This is a genomic window from Amycolatopsis sp. (assembly GCF_036008905.1).
Lineage (GTDB): Bacteria > Actinomycetota > Actinomycetes > Mycobacteriales > Pseudonocardiaceae > Amycolatopsis.
Genome location: NZ_DASYMU010000243.1, coordinates 1 through 17,410 on the forward strand (window position 1 = coordinate 1; position 17,410 = coordinate 17,410).

The 17,410-nt window shown below is 66.7% G+C and carries 13 protein-coding genes; 9 read left to right on the forward strand and 4 right to left on the reverse strand.

Annotated elements, in window-relative coordinates:
* Window positions 1-164: 164 nt before the first annotated feature.
* Window positions 165-965: an Abi-alpha family protein gene (locus tag VGP60_RS38860; RefSeq protein ID WP_327553269.1), complete on the forward strand. Its 801-nt coding sequence runs from the start codon at window positions 165-167 to the stop codon at window positions 963-965.
* A gap of 7 nt (window positions 966-972) precedes the next feature.
* Window positions 973-2,208, forward strand: coding sequence for a DUF445 domain-containing protein (locus VGP60_RS38865; protein WP_327553223.1), 1,236 nt, complete (start codon window positions 973-975; stop codon window positions 2,206-2,208).
* 6 nt (window positions 2,209-2,214) lie between these two features.
* Here VGP60_RS38865 and VGP60_RS38870 read toward each other — a convergent pair whose 3' ends face one another.
* From VGP60_RS38870 to VGP60_RS38880, 3 genes are all read right to left on the reverse strand, one after another.
* Window positions 2,215-2,964, reverse strand: coding sequence for a hypothetical protein (locus VGP60_RS38870; protein WP_327553224.1), 750 nt, complete (start codon window positions 2,962-2,964; stop codon window positions 2,215-2,217).
* Window positions 2,965-3,047: 83 nt separating this feature from the next.
* Window positions 3,048-4,847: a sensor histidine kinase gene (locus VGP60_RS38875; RefSeq protein ID WP_327553225.1), complete on the reverse strand. Its 1,800-nt coding sequence runs from the start codon at window positions 4,845-4,847 to the stop codon at window positions 3,048-3,050.
* Entirely contained in the window at window positions 4,844-5,533 is a 690-nt protein-coding gene (locus tag VGP60_RS38880; protein ID WP_327553226.1) for a response regulator transcription factor, read from the reverse strand. Before VGP60_RS38880 ends, VGP60_RS38875 begins: the two co-directional genes overlap by 4 nt.
* Window positions 5,534-5,687: 154 nt before the next feature.
* Here VGP60_RS38880 and VGP60_RS38885 point away from each other — a divergent pair, with 154 nt between their 5' ends.
* From VGP60_RS38885 to VGP60_RS38915, 7 genes are all read left to right on the forward strand, one after another.
* Entirely contained in the window at window positions 5,688-6,593 is a 906-nt protein-coding gene (locus tag VGP60_RS38885) for a hypothetical protein (RefSeq protein WP_327553227.1), read from the forward strand.
* Window positions 6,594-6,650: 57 nt separating this feature from the next.
* On the forward strand, window positions 6,651-9,650 hold the full coding sequence (locus VGP60_RS38890) for a patatin-like protein (protein ID WP_327553228.1): 3,000 nt from the start codon (window positions 6,651-6,653) through the stop codon (window positions 9,648-9,650).
* A gap of 227 nt (window positions 9,651-9,877) precedes the next feature.
* Window positions 9,878-10,381 carry a diaminobutyrate acetyltransferase gene (gene ectA, locus VGP60_RS38895; RefSeq protein WP_327553229.1) on the forward strand — a complete coding sequence of 168 codons (504 nt, stop codon included), beginning with the start codon at window positions 9,878-9,880 and terminating at the stop codon, window positions 10,379-10,381.
* A 34-nt stretch (window positions 10,382-10,415) separates the two neighbouring features.
* Window positions 10,416-11,666 carry a diaminobutyrate--2-oxoglutarate transaminase gene (ectB, locus tag VGP60_RS38900; protein WP_327553230.1) on the forward strand — a complete coding sequence of 417 codons (1,251 nt, stop codon included), beginning with the start codon at window positions 10,416-10,418 and terminating at the stop codon, window positions 11,664-11,666.
* Between the two features lie 9 nt (window positions 11,667-11,675).
* Window positions 11,676-12,062 (forward strand): ectoine synthase, encoded by a 387-nt coding sequence (locus VGP60_RS38905; protein ID WP_327553231.1) that lies wholly within the window; start codon window positions 11,676-11,678, stop codon window positions 12,060-12,062.
* 48 nt (window positions 12,063-12,110) lie between these two features.
* On the forward strand, window positions 12,111-13,007 hold the full coding sequence (gene thpD / locus VGP60_RS38910) for an ectoine hydroxylase (protein WP_327553270.1): 897 nt from the start codon (window positions 12,111-12,113) through the stop codon (window positions 13,005-13,007).
* A 597-nt stretch (window positions 13,008-13,604) separates the two neighbouring features.
* Complete coding sequence (locus VGP60_RS38915; protein WP_327553232.1) at window positions 13,605-16,370, forward strand: AfsR/SARP family transcriptional regulator; 2,766 nt, start codon at window positions 13,605-13,607, stop codon at window positions 16,368-16,370.
* Window positions 16,371-16,596: 226 nt separating this feature from the next.
* Here the strand turns inward: VGP60_RS38915 and VGP60_RS38920 are convergent, their stop codons facing one another.
* Window positions 16,597-16,956 carry a hypothetical protein gene (locus tag VGP60_RS38920; RefSeq protein ID WP_327553233.1) on the reverse strand — a complete coding sequence of 120 codons (360 nt, stop codon included), beginning with the start codon at window positions 16,954-16,956 and terminating at the stop codon, window positions 16,597-16,599.
* Window positions 16,957-17,410 lie beyond the last annotated feature (454 nt).

Genomic DNA, 17,410 nt, shown 5'->3' on the forward strand with positions numbered 1-17,410 from the left:
GTACCGGGGATTCACCCGAGTCGGCCAGTACGAGGGCGAATCCCCGGCACAACCAGGAACCACCTGGATCACGAATCCCATCGAACAAGATCCACCAGACACGGCCTACTCGCAGGTAGCATCAGTGCGACATGAGGGAGGTGACCGTGAGCTCGAACGATCGAATGCTCGGAGCCGGTTCAGACAGCGTTTCCAGCAGTAGTTCCAGCAGCGCTGAGCCGAACCTGGCGCAGCGCGCCGTCGGGCTCGCGAGCTGGGCGGCGAAGACGGGCTACTCGCTGGGCAAGCGTTTGCCCGGGGTCGACACCGCCGAGCGCGGCCTCCGGCAGGTGGAACGCCAGTTGCTCGGTGAGCTGCGCAAACGCCTGGACGAGGTCGACGACCCGTACTACGCCGCGCTCACCGCCGCGTCCACGATGAACCGCCCGACCACCGACCGGTACGAGCCGAACAGCGCGATCACGGTCGTCTCCGCCCGCGACGGCCACGCCGAGCCGCTGCGTGCCGCGATGGCCGAGCTGCTCAACCGGTCCATCGGCTTCGGCCGCGAAAAGGCCAAGGAGTACCTCTACGCGATCATCCTGCGCCAGCTGACCCCGGACGAGGCCCGCATCCTCTCGGCGCTCTCCGGTGGCTCGCCGTTCCCGCTGATCGACGTCGCCGAGCGCAGCGGCCTCGGCGCGGGCCGGGTCGTGCTGCGCAACGCCTCGACGGTCGGCAAGGCCGCCGGGGTCTCCCTGCTCGACCAGGTGCCGAGCTACGTGACCCGGCTCATCGGGCTCGGGCTCGTCGAAATCGACGAGGAAGCGCCTTCGCTGGAGACGCAGTACGAGATCCTGATGACCGACGAAACCGTCCGGCAGGCCGAGAACTCGGTGAAGCGGGTCAAGTTCGTCCGGCGGACCGTGCATATCTCCCGGCTCGGCGCCCAGTTCTGGGAAGCCTGCGACCCGACGGCCCGCTGACGCCGCCGTGGGGGAGATCCTCGACGACTTCGCCCGGCACTGGCCGCTTTACGTCTCCATCCCGATCGTCGCGGCGCTGATCGGGTACACGACCAAGCTGGTCGCCATCCGGATGATGTTCCAGCCGCTCGAATTCGTCGGTATCAAGCCGTTTCTCGGCTGGCAGGGCATCGTGCCGCGACGTGCCGCGCGGATGGCGGGCATCGCCGTCGACACGATGACCCAGCAGCTGATCAAGCCCGCCGAGATCATGGCCCGGCTCGATCCCGAGCGCATCGCCAAGGAACTCGAAGTACCGCTGCACGCGGCCGTCGAAGAGATCGTGCGTGACGTCGCCGGCCACTACCAGGCCGGGCTGTGGGAATCGCTGCCGATCCGGGTGCAGGACCTGGTGATCCACCGTGTCCAGGCGGAGTCGCCGAAGATGATCGCCGCGGTGATGGAGGCGATCAAGCTCGACGTCGACAACGTCTTCGACCTCAAGGACATGGTCGTCACCAGCCTGGTCAAGGACAAGGCGCTGCTGAACCGGATCTTCCAGGAAGCCGGGAAGAAGGAGTTCCAGTTCATCGCCCGGTCGGGGATCGTGTTCGGGTTCGTGATCGGCGTCATCCAGATGGTCACCTGGGTGCTGTTCAAGTTCCCGTTGATCATGCCGCTGTTCGGCCTGTTCACCGGCTGGTTCACCGACTGGCTGGCGCTGAAGATGATCTTCGTGCCACGGCAGCCGAAGCGCTATTTCGGTCTTTTCGTTTGGCAGGGCCTGTTTCTCAAACGCCGCGCCGAAGTGTCCGAGGCGTACGGCTCGCTGATCGCGAAGGAGATCATCACCCCGCACAACGTGCTCGAAGCCGTCCTGCGCGGCCCGTTGTCGGACCGGGTGCTCGGGCTGATCCAGCGGCAGATCGACGCGGAACTCGGGAAACAGGCCAACATCGCGAAGCCGCTGGTCGTGTTCGCGGTGGGCAGCAGGCGTTATCAGGACATGAAGCTCAGTATCTCCAGGAGCATCATGGACAAGCTCCCCGAGACTATGCGCTACATCGAGGACTACGCCGAAGACGCGATGGACATCCGCAACACGTTGGTGAACAAGATGAAGGCCCTCGAACCCGAGGAGTTCGAGGGCCTGCTGCGGCCGGCGTTCCAGCAGGACGAATGGATCCTGATCGCCACCGGCGCCGTCCTCGGCTTCTGCGTCGGCGAGGCTCAAGTCCTGCTGCTGGAACACTTCGCGTCGTAGCGCGGGCTACGAAATCGGCTCGACCTGGATGAACTGCGACCCGCTTCCCGACGCGAGCACCAAGGCGGACGAGACATTGCCGCCGTACTGCAGCCACCATCCGGACGGCGGGATCAGGCGCATCTCGTACTCGCCGACCGGCAGATCGTCGAATCGGAACTTGCCGTCCTGGTCGCTGTAGGCGGTGACGATCCGTTCGATGTCGTACAGCCCGACCAAGGTGATTTTGAGGCCCTCGAAGCCTTCGCCAGGGTCACGCTGGTTGTTTCCGTTGCTGTCGTACAGGATGTCGCCCGTCAACGTGCCCGTGGCGCCAGGCACCGACGCGCTGGCGTCCCCGATGTTGTTCGACGGATCGCTGTCGCCGTTCTCGGCGGTGAACCCGAGGGTGATCGCGACCTTGCCGACGTTGGCCGCGGCCGTCGGTACGATCCCGTGCAGGACCACGGTGACGGTTTCGCCGGCCCGGATCGTGATTCCTTCGTTGTAGCGAACACCGCCCCAATCGGTGATTTCCAGCTCGGACGGGGAACCGGCGCCGCCGCTGTCGTTGGCCACTTTCACCGCGTCGACCGGGCCCCAGTTCCTGAACTTGAAGCTCACCGCGGCCGTTTCCCCAGGCTGGTAGGTGAGTTTGTCGAATCTCGCCAGCACGCTCAAGTTCGGCTCGTCCGCGGTGGCGGACGCGGGAATCGCGGCACCCAGCATGGCCGTGGCACCGAGCAGCCCGACGGCCAAGGACTTTTGAAGCTTCATCGATGTTCCCCCAGTCGAAACTCGTATTCCTGCTGCGAGTACGCCCGGGGTTCGGTCCTCGTTGCTCATGTCACCTGAATGGCCTAATCGCACCGCGGGAGCCGGATCGTGCACACCGTGCCGACGTCCACCGTGCTCGCGACGGTCAGTGAACCCTGGTGCGCCGCAACGATTTCCCGCGCGATCGCCAGGCCGAGCCCGCTTCCGCCGGTGCTGCGGCGGCGCGCGTTGTCGGCCCGCCAGAACCGGTCGAAGACGTGGTCAAGGTCCTCCGGGGCGATCCCGATTCCGGTGTCCGCGACCTCGATCACGACGACGTCCTGCTCGATCTGCGCGCGCAGTTTGATGCTCCCGCCCGAGGGCGTGGCCCGGATCGCGTTGGTGATGAGATTGCCGATGACCTGGCGGAGCCGTTCGGGATCGCCGTCGACGAACGGCCGCTGGTAGACGTAGACCTCCAGCTGCACGCCCCGGCTTTCGGCCGCCGGGCTGTGGGCGGTGCGGACGGTGTTGAGGAGTTCGCCGACGTCGAGCCGGGTCCGGTGGTAGATCATCGTGCCCGACTCGGCCAGCGCGAGGTCCTGCAGATCGTCGATGAGCCGTTGCTGCAGGAGCGCTTCTTCGTACAGGGAAACGAAAAGCGCGTTGTCGGGCTTGAGTACGCCGTCCTTGAGTGCTTCCAAATAGCCGCGGATGTTGGCCAGCGGCGTCCGGAGTTCGTGCGCGATGTCGGCGACCATGTTGCGCTGCTGGTCCTTGCTCGCCTGCAGGGATTCGGCCATGCGGTTGAACGACGTCGCGAGCTCCGACAGCTCGTCGTGCCCGCGTACCGGCACCCGCTCGGTGAGGTTCCCAGCGCCGAGGTGGCGTGACGCCGTGGTGAGCGTGCCGATCGGTTGCAGCACGCGGCGGCCGAGCAGCACGGTGCCGAAGATCGCGACGATCGCGACCAGTGTGGCGACGACGAGCGCGGGCCACGGGGTGATCTTGGCTTGCGGCTGGGCGCCGACCCCGACCGAAAGCAGCACTTCGGACGGGGGTTGCGGGGTCATGAAAGCACGGAAGACCTGCCGGAGACACTCGGAACCGGGGGCGACCGGGAGCTCGAGCGTCCCCGGCCTGCCGGATGACTTGGACGTCAAGGTGGCCACGGACTGCGGGGTCGAACCTGGGCCGCGGGCGCTGGAGGAGAGCGGGGGCGGCACTGTGGTTTTGGTGCCGTTCGGCGATTGGTGACACTGCTGCATCCCTTTGAACACCCCGTCGGGTGGTATCGGAAGGTTTTGCGGCAGCAGCCGGACTTCCTTGTACTTCATCAGGCAGCTGACGTAGGCGCGGCTGCTGGCATCGGTCGTCATCCGGTCGGGGTCGAGGGCCGGGACGCCGTACAGGGACCGTTTCGCGGCGATGCCGCCGCCGGAATCGGTGACACAGGAGGAGAGCTCGAAGTCACGCTCGTATTTGGCCAGCGAGTCGACGACAGCGTTGACGTCGGACGGCGGGAACTCCGGGTTCGGCCGGGGATCGACGACGATCCGGCCCTGGCGCGAGACCGGGCGAGCCTGGCCGCCGCCCAGGGTGTCGCTGTCGGCCAGCAGCTCGCCGGACTCCGTGGTGAGCCGGATCCGCTGGCCGGTGCGCCGCGCCAGTTCCGCGACCGTCGGGCTCACCCCGTCCCAGGTCCGGCTCAGCCCACCGAAGGCGGCGAGGCTGCCGACGATGGTGTCGATGTCGTTTTCCGCCACCTGCGCGGAGTCGGTGACTTGCTGGGAAGCCTGCTGGATGGTCAGCAGCGCGGTGGCGCCCGCGGTGAGACTGATGACGACAGCGATGAGCAACGCGATCCGCGCACGGAAACCGCTGGCCCAGCGCCGCAAGCTCATGGCTGCGGCTCGCTGAACTTGTAGCCGCGCCCCTGCACGGTCAGGACGTACCGCGGATTCGTCGGATCCTTCTCGATCTTGCGGCGCAGGTTCATCACGTGCGCGTCCACGGTCCGTTCCAGCACGTGGTGGTCGAACCCGAACACCTGCTCCAGTATCTGCGCGCGGGTGAACGGCCGTCCCGGTTCGCCGGCCAGCGCGTGCAGGATGTCGAACTCCTTCGCGGTGAGGTCGATCTGCCGGTCGCCGATCCGCACCTCGAACTTGACCGGGTCGATACGCAGTTCGTCGGCGACCACGGGGGCCTTCGGATCGACGCTCTTGCCGGCCCGGCGCAACAACGCCCGCACGCGCGCGGCGAGTTCCGGCGGGCTGAACGGTTTGGTCAGGTAGTCGTCGGCGCCGAGGTCCAGGCCCAGGAGCATGTCGGCTTCGGTGGACCGTGCGGTCAGCAGCAGGATCGGTACCGACGACTCGGTCCGCAGGATGCGGCAGACATCGAGCCCGTCGACGCCGGGCATCATCACGTCGAGCACGATCAGGTCCGGCTTGCGGGTGCGGGCCAGGTCGAGCGCCGTCCGCCCATCCCCGGTGACCAGGACGCTGTGTCCCTCACGCTCCAGATAGACCCGGATCAGGTGCGCCTGTTTCGGGTCGTCTTCGGCGACGAGGATGCGGGAGCTCATGATCGGCAATTCTGCCCTCCGGGCCGCCCTGAGCTGTGAAGAAACGATGAAGCGGCGATCCGGTCGGGGTGAAATCGTCTCTGTGGGGGAAGGCGCACCGCCGTCGCACGGCTTCTTCGTCGTTTCTTCATCGGTGTCTTCCTAGCTTCGCCTGGTGCGAGCAAAGATCACTTCGGCTCAGTGGGTCCTGAGTATCGCGGCCGGCGCCCTCACCGTGGCGGTGCTGACGGGGCTGGCCGTGCGGCCGCCGGTGGCGCGGCAGGCGGCGGCTTCCGGCAACGCGGCGCTGGCCGCTTCCCCCGAACTGTCCGTGGCGCCGGTGCCGTCGTCGGCACCGGCGCCCGCGCCGAAGGCGTTCGCCCCGGTGGTTTCGGCGGTGCACCTGAAGGCGTCCGGCAGCTGGTCCTGGGCGTTGCGGAACACGAAAACCGGCGAGGTCATCGGGTCGGACGACAAGGCGAGGTTCACCAACAACACCGAGTCGATGATCAAGGCGTGGATCGCCACGGACTACCTGATGGACGTCGAGGCGGCCGGGCGGCGGATCACCGACGCCGAGCAGGAACGACTCCGGAAGATGATCCACTTCAGCGACGACCAAGCCGCCCAGTGGGCTTACGTCAGCCGCGGCAGCGACCTCGTCGTCAAGCGGCTGATCAGCACCTGCAAGCTGACCGACACCACGGCGACCCCACGCTGGTGGTCGAAAACGCAGATCTCGGCGCGCGACGCCGCGTTGATGGGCGATTGCGTGCTCAACGGCAAACTGCTCGGCCCGCGCTGGCACGACTGGCTGCTCGACCAGATGCGGAACGTCGACCCGTCCAACGCGTTCGGTATCGCGCAGGCACCGGCACTGGCCGGGAAGGAAGTCGCGATCAAGAACGGCTGGACCGAGCACAGTTTGGGCACCAGGTCGGTCTGGGCGGTGAACTGCCTGGCTGTCTGGGGCGACTGGTCGCTGGCGGTGCTGACGAACTATCCCGCTGAGCTCGGCCAGAGCCATGGCGCGGGTATCTGCCGGGCGGTCGCGCAGCAACTGTTCGCCAACGATTCATGAGCCGGCGCCCCGGACGCGCTAGTGTGCGATGTGCTGTCACCGAGGTGGGGAGACATCGTGGGCGAGCCGAGTCAAACCCTTTGGCCGCAGGAGATCCGGATCGCCATGACGATGACTGGCGGCTCCAGCCTCGCGGTGTGGATGGGCGGGATCGCCACCGAAACCTCGCATCTGCTGCGGACGTCGAGGTCGGTCGAACCCGTCGGCACGTACCGGAAGCTGCTGGACCTGCTCAACGCGACGGTCAGCGTCGACGTGCTGACCGGCACGAGCGCGGGCGGGGTCAACGCGGCCTGTCTCGGGCTGGCCGAGGCGTACGGGTCGACGCCGGGAATCCTGCGGGACACCTGGATCAAGACCGGGTCGATCGAAACCATGATCCGGGATCCGGCTGAGCGTGAGCCGCGATCACTGCTCAACGGCGACAAGGTGCTCCTCGCCGGGATCGAGGACGCGCTGCGGCAGATCGTCGGGAAGGGCAAGGAACCCGAGGTCGCGCCCGACATCACCGTGCTGCTCACCGGCACCATGATCGACGGCGAGACCGTCCGGTACGACGACGCGCTCGGCAACCTGGTGCGGGACAGCGAACACCGGCTGCTGTTCCGGTTCGACGGTCCACTGTGGACTCGCAGTGTCGTCGGACCGCTCGCGCTGGCCGCCCGCTCGACGGCGTCCTTCCCCGGTGTGTTCGAGCTTTCCCATATGCCGGTGGGAAAAGCCGGTCCGGACAAGCTGCATCCCGATCTCGCGAAGTACACCGACGTCGCCAGGTCGCACTGGCTCACCGACGGCGGTGTGCTGCTGAACAAGCCACTGCGCCCGGCGTTGCGGGAGATCTTCGAGCGGGGGTCCAGCCAGGACGTCCGGCGCCTGCTGCTCTACGTCGTGCCGACCGGGGAGACCGAAGCGAGCCGCGTTGAGGTCGACCCGGCCAACCCGCCGCTGATGGGCAGTGCGCTCAGCCGGGTGGTGTCGGCGGTGATGAACCAGAGCATCAGCGCCGAGCTCGAAGACCTCACCAAGCACAACGACGCCGTGGTGCGGGCCCGTGGCACGCGGGTCTCGCTCGCCGCCATCGCGTTGCACGGTGGTGCACAAGCACTGGTGGGGCCACGGCTCATGGACGACTACCGCAACCGGCGGGTGCAGGAGGACGCCACCGCGCTCGTGCGGGAGGCGACCCGCCGGCTCGATCGCGTCGACGATCTCCTCGCCGGTGAGCAGTGGGCGTCGGGGATGTCGACCACACTGCGTGCGGCCGCCGCCGACGGGCTGCGGAACAGCCTGCCCGCCACCCCGCCCGCCGAAGAATGCGAACTCGCCGACCTCACCGCCTACCGGACGACCGCGCTGGACGACGCCGTCGCCACCGGGTTGCAGCTGGTGAACGCCGGTTTCCGGCTGACGCCGAGTCCTGAGCAGGTGGAGCAGCTCAACCAAGGCCGAAGTGAGCTGCACCAGGCCAGGGGCGCGGCCGCCCGCACCGAACGGATCGCCGGTTGGGTCGCCGAGCAGGAACCGCCCGCGAAGGACGTCTCGCTCGCGGACTGGATCCGCGCGCTGGCCGAAGCATGGGCCTCCCTTGGCAGGAAAGGGAAACTGGACGAAGCCTGGCCACTGGTCGCCGCGGCGCTGCGGGAGTTCAGCCCGGTCCTGCGCGCGCTGGCGACGTCGGCACCGGACCCGGCGTTGCCGCCCGCGCTCCAGGCGGACCGGGCGGAAGCCGTCGAAACGATCACGACGCTGCTGAACTGGCTCGGCCTGCCCAGCGACGGCTTGAGCAGCCCGGATTCGGCGCTGTACGGACGCCTGCTCACGCTGCACGTCGCCACCCGCGGGCTGCTCGCCCAGCCGCCGTCGGTGGACCAGCGCGTCGACCTCGTGCAGGTCACCGCCGATTCCCGCAGCCTGCTCGACATGGAGCGCCGTCGCGCGACGGAGAAGCTCACCGGGATGCAGGCCGAGTACTTCGGCGGGTTCTACAAGGCGTCGTGGCGAGCCAGCGACTGGATGTGGGGCCGGATCGACGGCGCGGGCTGGCTCCTGCAGTGCCTGCTCGACCCGGCGCGGCTGCGGCTGCTCCCGAGGGAGCGGGTCAAGGAGACGTTCGAAGCGATCGGCTGGCAGCCGCCGCGAGCTGAAGACGGACTGGGGACCGCTGAAGTCCAGGACCTGCTGACGCAGCTGGCCGGGGAGCTCGCGTTCCTCGGCCTCGACGCGCAGCTGAACCCGGTGGAGAACGCCGCGCCGGATCTGCCGACCAGTATGCCGTTGGCCGCGATGGTGCTCGCGCGGTCGCGTCAGCTGGAGATCGCGCGCGAGGAACTCCCGTGCGTCGCGCTGCACGCGACGGAGGACGCCGACATCGCCAAGGGCAACGGCAAGCCGTCGAAAAGCTTCCGTGACCTGATGAAATCCGAGCCGCCGGACAGCGAAACGCAGTTCGCCTTCCAGAGCTGCAAGGTCTCGGCCGAGACGCTGGCGGGCGAACGCGGGTCGATGCTGCTCACCAAGACGCTCATCAAGGCGGGCGCGGCCGGGATCAACGCCGTCGCCGGGGCCGCGCCGATGCCGAAATCGGTCAAGCCCGCCGCCATGTTCGCCAAGGGCACGGGCAGGACGGCCTGGTGGATCGCGCAGGGCGCGGCCAAGCTCAGCGCGCCGTGGAACTTCCTCGCGGCGGTGGTCACCGCGCTCGCCGGGCTGATCCTCGGCGGTCAGGCCGACGCCGTCCTGCAGTGGATCGGGCTGCCGATCGCGGCGGGCGCATTGGTGTTCCTGCTGGTCAGCATGTTCTCCCTGCGCAAGACCTGGCGGATGGTGCTCAGCGTCCTCGGCGTGCTGGTGGCCGCCTGCCTGCTGTTCGCGGCGTTCATCCCGCCGATCCGCGGGCACCTGTTCACCTGGCTCGCGAGCCTGATGACCGGCTGGCGGGACGGCCACGCGCCGGTGTGGTGGCTGGTCGTCTGCGCGTTCCTGATCCTGCCCGCGGTGACCACTCCGATCGCCGGGCTGTGGCGCCGGGTGACACGAAAGTCCGGCAAAACGGGCTGAGTGATCACGCTGCGTGGCGGCCCGAGACGTGCTTTGCTGTCCCCGCGTGCAACTTTCGGAGGTGGGACGCCAATCTTGTGCTGAACAAGGTGGGATACACGCAAGTGGTACGGATGAAACGTTACTGTAACCTTCGTCACCCGTGTTTCTGTGTCTTCGCAGGTAGTCACGCTGTCGCTGATCGAGGGACCTGACCTCCCTATATCCGTCTGTTAGCTTTTATAAACATGTCCGGAAAGCACTTGATCGAATCGCCGACCAAGGCCGACGGCGCCGCCCTGTGGCGAATCGCGCGAGATTCCCAGAAGCTCGATCTGAACTCGCCTTACGCTTATTTGCTGTGGTGCCGCGACTTCGCCGACAGCTCCGTTGTGGCGAGAGCCGAAGACAAGGCAGTCGGCTTCGTGATCGCGTACCGCAAGCCCGCGGCACCTGACACCGCACTGGTGTGGCAGGTCGCCGTTGACGCTTCGCAGCGCGGTAAAGGCCTGGCAGGAGCCCTGCTGGACGGGCTGTTCACCAAGCTCGTCGGCGAGGGGGTCCGCTATTTGGAGACCACCGTGACGCCCGAAAACGAGGCGTCCATAGCGCTGTTCGGTTCGTTCGCCAAGCGGTGGAACGCGTCGATGGAAAGCGCGGAACTCTTCAGTTCCCAAGATTTCCCGGACGACGGCGAAGGCGCCCACGAGCCCGAGGATCTCTATCGAATCGGTCCGCTCGAACGCCGTTAATTCGCCATCAATACTTGAAAGTGAGCAAGTATCCATGAGTATCTTCGAAGAGCTCGAATCAGAGGTCCGCAGTTACAGCCGGGGCTGGCCGGTCGTGTTCGACCGGGCCCAGGGCAGCCGGATCTACGACGAGAACGGCAAGGTGTACCTCGACTTCTTTGCCGGTGCCGGCGCACTGAACTACGGGCACAACAACCCGATGCTCAAGAAGGCACTGATCGACTACATCTCGCGCGACGGCGTCATCCACGCCCTCGACATGTTCACCGTCGCCAAGCGTGACTTCCTGGAGACGTTCAACGAGACGATCCTCAAGCCGCGCGAGCTCGACTACAAGGTCGTGTTCCCCGGCCCCGGTGGCGCGAACGCGGTCGAGGCCGCGCTGAAGCTGGCCCGCAAGGTGACCGGCAAGGAATCGATCATCAACTTCACCAACGCGTTCCACGGCATGACGCTGGGCGCGCTGTCGGTGACGGGCAACTCGATGAAGCGCGGCGCGGCCGGTATCCCGCTGGTTCACGCCACGCCGATGCCGTACGACAACTACTTCGACGGCACGATGCCCGACTTCATGTACTTCGAGAAGCTGCTCCAGGACTCCGGCAGCGGCCTGAACGAGCCCGCGGCGGTGATCGTCGAAGGCGTGCAGGGCGAGGGCGGCATCAACGCGGCGCGCCTCGACTGGCTGCGTGGTCTCGACGAGCTGTGCAAACGCCACGACATTCTGTTGATCATGGATGACGTCCAGATGGGCTGTGGCCGCACCGGCGCGTTCTTCAGCTTCGAGGACGCCGGGATCAAACCGGACATCGTCTGCCTGTCGAAGTCCATCAGCGGTTACGGCCTGCCGATGGCGTTGACGCTGATCAAGCCGGAGCTCGACGTCTGGGGGCCCGGCGAGCACAACGGCACCTTCCGTGGCATCAGCCCGGCGTTCGTCACCGCCACCGAGTCGCTGCGCACCTACTGGCGCGACGACGAGCTGGAGAAGTCGACGAAGGCCAAGGGCGAGCGGATCGGTGCGGCGTTCCAGGGCATCGTCGAGGCGTACCCGGAGACGCACTTGGTGGCCAAGGGCCGCGGCCTGGCGCGCGGGATCGAGTTCCCCGACGGCGAACTCGCAAGCAAAGTCTGCACGGCGGCGTTCGAGCGAGGACTCTTGATGGAGACCTCCGGACCCGACAGTGAAGTCATGAAGCTGCTGCCCCCACTGACCCTCACCGATGAAGAGCTCTCCGAAGGGCTGGCCATCATCGACGAGTCCATCAAGTCCGTTTTGCGATAGGAGACCGCTTTGCTCGTCCGCACACTCGACGATGTCACCGACACCGACGCTGACATCAAGACGGAAAACTGGCGCAGCAAGAGGATAATCCTCGCCAAGGAGAAGGTCGGTTTCTCGGTCCACGAGACCACGCTCTACGAGGGCACGGAGAGCTTCTTCTGGTACGCGAACCACGTCGAGGCCGTGTTCATCACCTCCGGCGAGGGCGAGATCGAAGACCTGGCGACCGGTGAGGTCCACCAGCTCAAGCCCGGCTCGCTGTACCTGCTGAACAACCACGACAAGCACAAGGTCCGGCCGAAGACCGAGATCAAGTGCGTCTGCGTCTTCAACCCGCCCGTCACCGGGCGCGAGGTACACGACGAGAACGGTGTGTACCCGCTGATCACTGAGTAAGCCAAGGAATGCAGGAAGGAAACGAGGAGGAGAGCAGTCTTGACGGTCATGGACACCACCCGGGTCGGAGATGGATACCCGACCCGAATCGAGGGCGAACCGACGTTGCTGGACCGCACCGACCCGACGGTGTGGGGCACTGAAGCAGACGGGCCGATCGACGCGGCCACACTCGCCGGGCATGACGCCCGCGGGTACTCCACCGTCGAAGGCCTGTTGTCCCCGGCGGAAGTGCAGGGGTACTGGCAGGAGCTGGTCCGGCTCTCCTCGGACGAGAAACTGAAGGAAGACGAGCGGGTGATCGCCGAGAAGGCCTCCGGCGAAGTCCGCTCCATCTTCGAGGTCCACGAACTCAGCAGCCTGATCGCCGAGCTCGTGCGCGACCCGCGGGTCCTCGACCGCGCGCGTCAGATCCTCGGCTCGGACGTCTACATCCACCAGAGCCGCGTGAACTACATGCCGGGGTTCAAGGGTTCCGGGTTCTACTGGCACTCGGACTTCGAGACCTGGCACGCCGAAGACGGCATGCCCAAGCCGCGCGCCGTGAGCTGCTCCATCGCGTTGACGGACAACTATCCGTTCAACGGCGGGCTCATGGTCATGCCCGGCTCGCACCGCACGTTCGTCCAATGCGCCGGGGTGACCCCGGAGGACAACTACAAAAGTTCACTGAAGGAACAGGAAATCGGCGTCCCGAGCCAGGAAAACGTCACGAAGGCGGCGGCCGAACACGGCATCGACCAGTTCACCGGACACGCCGGTGCGGCGCTGTGGTTCGACTCCAACATCATGCATGGCTCCGGCAACAACATCACGCCGTACCCGCGCTCGAATATCTTCCTGTGCTTCAACAGCGTGGAAAACGCGCTGGTGCAACCGTTTGCGGCCGCCAAGCCGCGCCCGACCTTCATCGCCGGACGAGATTTCACCCCGCTGAAACGATGATTTTTTAGCGGCGGGTCGGCTGTAGCCGAGCAACCGCACCCTGTTACCTTGAGCCACCGGTGCAGGTTTGTCTTACCTGCGGCGGAAATGTCGCCGATGTCCGCTCGGGTTCTTCGCTCGGGGTGAGCCCCCCGCGTAGCCGTCGGCGACAGCACTACCGAGTACGGCCCACGCCACCAGATCGGGACTGGTGGCGTGGGCCGTACTCGTATATATGGCGCGCTCACGCGACTTTGTCGCCAGGTCGTGACTTTGCGGGGTATGTCCGGTTCTGCGCGGGGGCGACCTGCCGCCAAAGTCCCGTAGGCCTTCGGCCAAGAGGGCGCGGCACTTCAAGGGATCAAAAGACTTCGGTCGCCTTAGCCGTGGTCGTCAATAACTCTGGTCGCCATCTGTCGACAGATGGCGGAATTCGGGCGAGGGCGGGGCGGTTGTGGTTTTCGTGGGGGGCGTGATGGGCATTACATCGGTGGGGACGGGTGAGGCCTTGAGGTGTGGTTGCACGTGCAGTTGCACGGGATTGTGTGGTATCTGCCCTGTTGAACGGTGTGCAGGGTAGGTTTGTGACTCCGGTTGGGGGAGATCGGGGAGGTGGAAGTGGACCACGACGAAGGGGATGTTCTCGACAGGAAAGCCCGGGTACGACTTCTGGGGCCGGTGCAGCTGCTGGCCGGATCCAGGGTGGTGCCCGTGGGCGGTCCGGCGGTCCGCGGGTTGCTCGCGCTGCTGGCGTTGGAAGCCAACAGGGTTGTCGGGGTCGAGGAGATCATCGACGCGTTGTGGGCGCATGATCCGCCGGCGACGGCCAGGACGATCGTGCACGGCAACGTCTCGCATCTGAGGCGCGTGCTGCGGACGCTCGACGACGAGAGCGCGCGGATCCTCACCGCCCCACCGGGTTACCAACTGAGCGTGGACCCGCAGCAGATCGACGTGCATCGCGCGCGGATGCTGATGGACCGCGCGGCGACGGTCGAGCCGGAACGGCGTGCCGAGTTGCTCCGGGAGGCTTACGCGTTGTGGCAGGGCCCGGTTCTCGCCGGGGTGCCGGATTCGATCCGGGCGCCGGAGCTCGAAGAACTGCGGGTCGCGGTGCACGGCGCACGGGTCGACGCGGATCTCGCCATCGGCAGGCATTCCGAGCTGATCGTCGAACTCAGTCCGCTGGTCCGCGTCAATCCACTGGCGGAGCGGACGGTCGGGCAGCTGATGCGGGCGCTCTATCACGCGGGCCGTCGCGGCGACGCCCTTGAGCTGTACCAACGGGTTTCCGTCCGGGTCGTCGAGACATTGGGCATCGATCCCGGCGCCGAACTGCGCCGTCTGCACGACAGGGTGTTGAACGACGATCTCCAGGAGCCGCAGGGGCCCGTCGAGGTCGTGACCAACCCCGCCGCCGTGTCGCAGCTGCCGGCGGCGGTGCCGAGTCTCGCCGGACGCTCGGCCGAGCTGGGCTGGCTCGACCAAGGTCTCGTGCGGGCCGAGGCCGGGGAAAGCGTCGTCGCGGTGGTCACCGGGAGCGCCGGCATCGGCAAGAGCGCGCTGGTGGTGGCGTGGGCGCATCAGGTCGTGGACCGGTTTCCCGACGGCGTGCTGTACGTCGGGCTGCGCGGGTTCGACCGGCATCAGCCGCCGTTCGAGGCCGCTGACGTGCTCACGCAGTTCCTGCTCGGCCTCGGTGTCGCGACGAACGAAGTCCCCGAGCACGTCCACGAGCGCGTCGCGCTGTACCGCTCCCTGATCGCGAATCGTCAGATGCTCGTGCTGCTCGACGACGCGCGCACGGCCGAGCAGGTGCGGCCGCTGCTGCCGCCGGGAGCGCGCTCGATGGCCGTGGTGACCAGCCGTTCGCGCCTCGACGGGCTCGCGGTGTCGCACGCGGCGAGGATGCGCGCGCTGGGCACGCTCGACCCGGACGACGCGGTGAAGCTGATCGAAGAACTCGCCGGGCCGTCGAACTACGACCTCAACCACGCCCTCGCCCGGCTCTGCGGCTACCTGCCGCTGGCGTTGCGCATCGCCAGTGCCCGGCTCGCCGCCGGTCCACAGTGGACAGCCAAGGAGCTCGTCGACGAGATGAGCAACGAGCGCACCAGGCTCGCGGCGCTGGACGTCGACGGTTCGGAGACCAGCGTCCGGGCCGCGCTGGACGTCTCGTTCCGCGGCCTTCCGCCGGAGGTGGCCGACACGTTCCGCCTGTTCGGCGTGCTGACGTTTGCCTCGGCCGGGCCGTACCTGGTCGCCGAACTGACCGGCACCAGCGTCGGCGAAGCGCGCCGGAGGCTCCGCACACTCGCCGGGCACAACCTGCTGACCGAAATCGCGCGGGACGTCTTCAGTCCGCACGACCTCGTCCGGCTGTACCTGCGCGGCCTCGCCGAGAGCGAGCTGACCCGCGAGGAGCGGGAGGCGATGCTCACCGCGTCGGTGCGCTATTACCGGTCCGCCGCGGACAAGGCCCGCCGCAGGCTGCTGCGGATCGTCGACCCGCTGGACTTCACCGCCCTGCTCGACGACGAGCACACGCCGATGTTCACCGGGTTCGACCACGCCCAAAGCTGGTTCGAGGCCGAGTGGCCGAACCTGCTCGCGACACTGGAAGCAGCCGCGGTGGCCGGGCTGCACGAAGACGTCTGGCAGCTGGCCAGGATCGCCCACACCTACCGGGTGGTATGCCCGCTGTGGGACGAATGGACGCGGCTGGTGGAGATCGGCATCGCCGCGGCGCAGACGTCGGGAAGCGAGCTGGGCCGGTGCTGGATGCTGATCTCGCGCTGCGCGGTGGCGCTGACCTTCGAACGGCCCGAGGGCAGCCTGGCCGACGCCGAAGCCGCGCTCGAGATCGCCACCGCGCTGGGCGACGCCAGATTGATCACCACCGCCGAAATCCACGTCGGCTGTGCGCTCACGCTGAGCGGTCGCTACGACGAGGCGATCGAGCGGTTGAGCCGGGCGGCCGAGGAGGCCGAGCGTACCGGTGACTACGCGTTGCGCGGGCAGGCGCTGAACAACTGCGCGGAGGCCGAGAAGCGGGCCGGGCGGTACGCCGACGCCATCGTGCATCAGCTGGCTTCGCTCGAGATCGACCGGAAACTCGGTGACGACAGCTACGCGGTCGTCTCGCTGAACAACCTGGCCGAGTCGAATCTGAGCCTCGGCGCGCTCGATGACGCCGAGCGGTACGCACGCCAAGCCGTCGACCTGACGAGCAGCCGCCAGTTCACCTTGCAGGAGGGAGTCGCACGGTCGACGCTTGCCCGCATACTGCGCGAAAAGGGCGATATGACCGGGTCGGGTGAGCAGTTCGCGCTTTCGCGGGAGTTGCACGACCGGGCCGGTGGCCGACGGTTAGCGGATTCTTAGTGGCGTTCCCCCGGTCGGGCGTACTGTCCAGATCGGCAGTGATCGGGTCTCAGGGGAGAGGCGGTTTGCGCGATCGTTGCTGCTGTTCACGCCGGTGCCGGCAGCGGCCCGGGTGTGGATCGCTAAGAGCCGCCAGGAGCGGCTCGTAGGCGACCGGTCGACGTGAAGTGGGGAGCGTCGGCCGGCCGCCAGGCGGCTTTTGCCGGGCGGCTTCCGCAAACTGGCCTCAGTTCACCTGTGCGGTGCACAGCGCGATAGTGGTCCCGGTGTTCTCCGCGACCTTTCGCCCGTCGAGGTACAGACCGCAGGTGATCGTGTTGTTCAGGCTCGCGCTCGTGTTGTCCGCGGTCAGCGTCATCAGGAACGAACCCCGGTTGTACGACGCCTTTTGCCGCCACTCGTCGGTGCTCGCCGGGGTGCGGTCCGTGCGCTGCACACCGATGCTGCCGTACCGCACGCTCGCGCCACCGGTCGAGGTGACGGCGAATTCGACGGTGTGACGGTCACCGCTGACGGCCGGGATATGCAGGCCGTCGGCACCGGTGGACATTTCGGCACGCGCGTACCAGGTAACGCAGAGAGCCACCGCGACAACGGAAAGTACTATTGAAACGTACGAAATTCCCCGGTTGCCCGTGCCTGTCTTCGCGACATAACGAAGAGCGAGGATCGAAAGCACGATTGCGATCCCAGAGAAGACAATTCCGAGAACAAGCACGAGCAAAATGTCGAATCCCACCAGGGGGACGAGCGCCAGTGCCAGTCCTATCAGCGCAAGGGTTAGCCCGAACGCGCCGAGGCGGCTTTTGGGCGGCTCAACAGGTCTGGATCTATTGTGTGACGTCTTCGGCACATAACGTGAAGGGGTTTGCGACCGGCTGTGCGGAAGGTCGGTGGTCATGCAGGCACATTCGCACTTCGACGCGCCGCCGTTAACCACGTGGGCGTGATCAAGTGCCGTTGTTGAATGAATCGTTATCTAAATGACGGGATAATACGGAGAAGTCACGTTAACCGGCACTAATTACCGATATTGACGG

Bases quoted from the DNA above. Each gene is read 5' to 3' on its own strand.
- ectB (WP_327553230.1), top strand. From the start codon at position 10,416: ATGAGTATCTTCGAAGAGCTCGAATCAGAGGTCCGCAGTTACAGCCGG.
- thpD (WP_327553270.1), top strand. From the start codon at position 12,111: ATGGACACCACCCGGGTCGGAGATGGATACCCGACCCGAATCGAGGGC.
- ectA (WP_327553229.1), top strand. From the start codon at position 9,878: ATGTCCGGAAAGCACTTGATCGAATCGCCGACCAAGGCCGACGGCGCC.
- VGP60_RS38880 (WP_327553226.1), bottom strand. From the start codon at position 5,533: ATGAGCTCCCGCATCCTCGTCGCCGAAGACGACCCGAAACAGGCGCAC.
- VGP60_RS38860 (WP_327553269.1), top strand. From the start codon at position 165: ATGCTCGGAGCCGGTTCAGACAGCGTTTCCAGCAGTAGTTCCAGCAGC.
- VGP60_RS38870 (WP_327553224.1), bottom strand. From the start codon at position 2,964: ATGAAGCTTCAAAAGTCCTTGGCCGTCGGGCTGCTCGGTGCCACGGCC.
- VGP60_RS38875 (WP_327553225.1), bottom strand. From the start codon at position 4,847: ATGAGCTTGCGGCGCTGGGCCAGCGGTTTCCGTGCGCGGATCGCGTTG.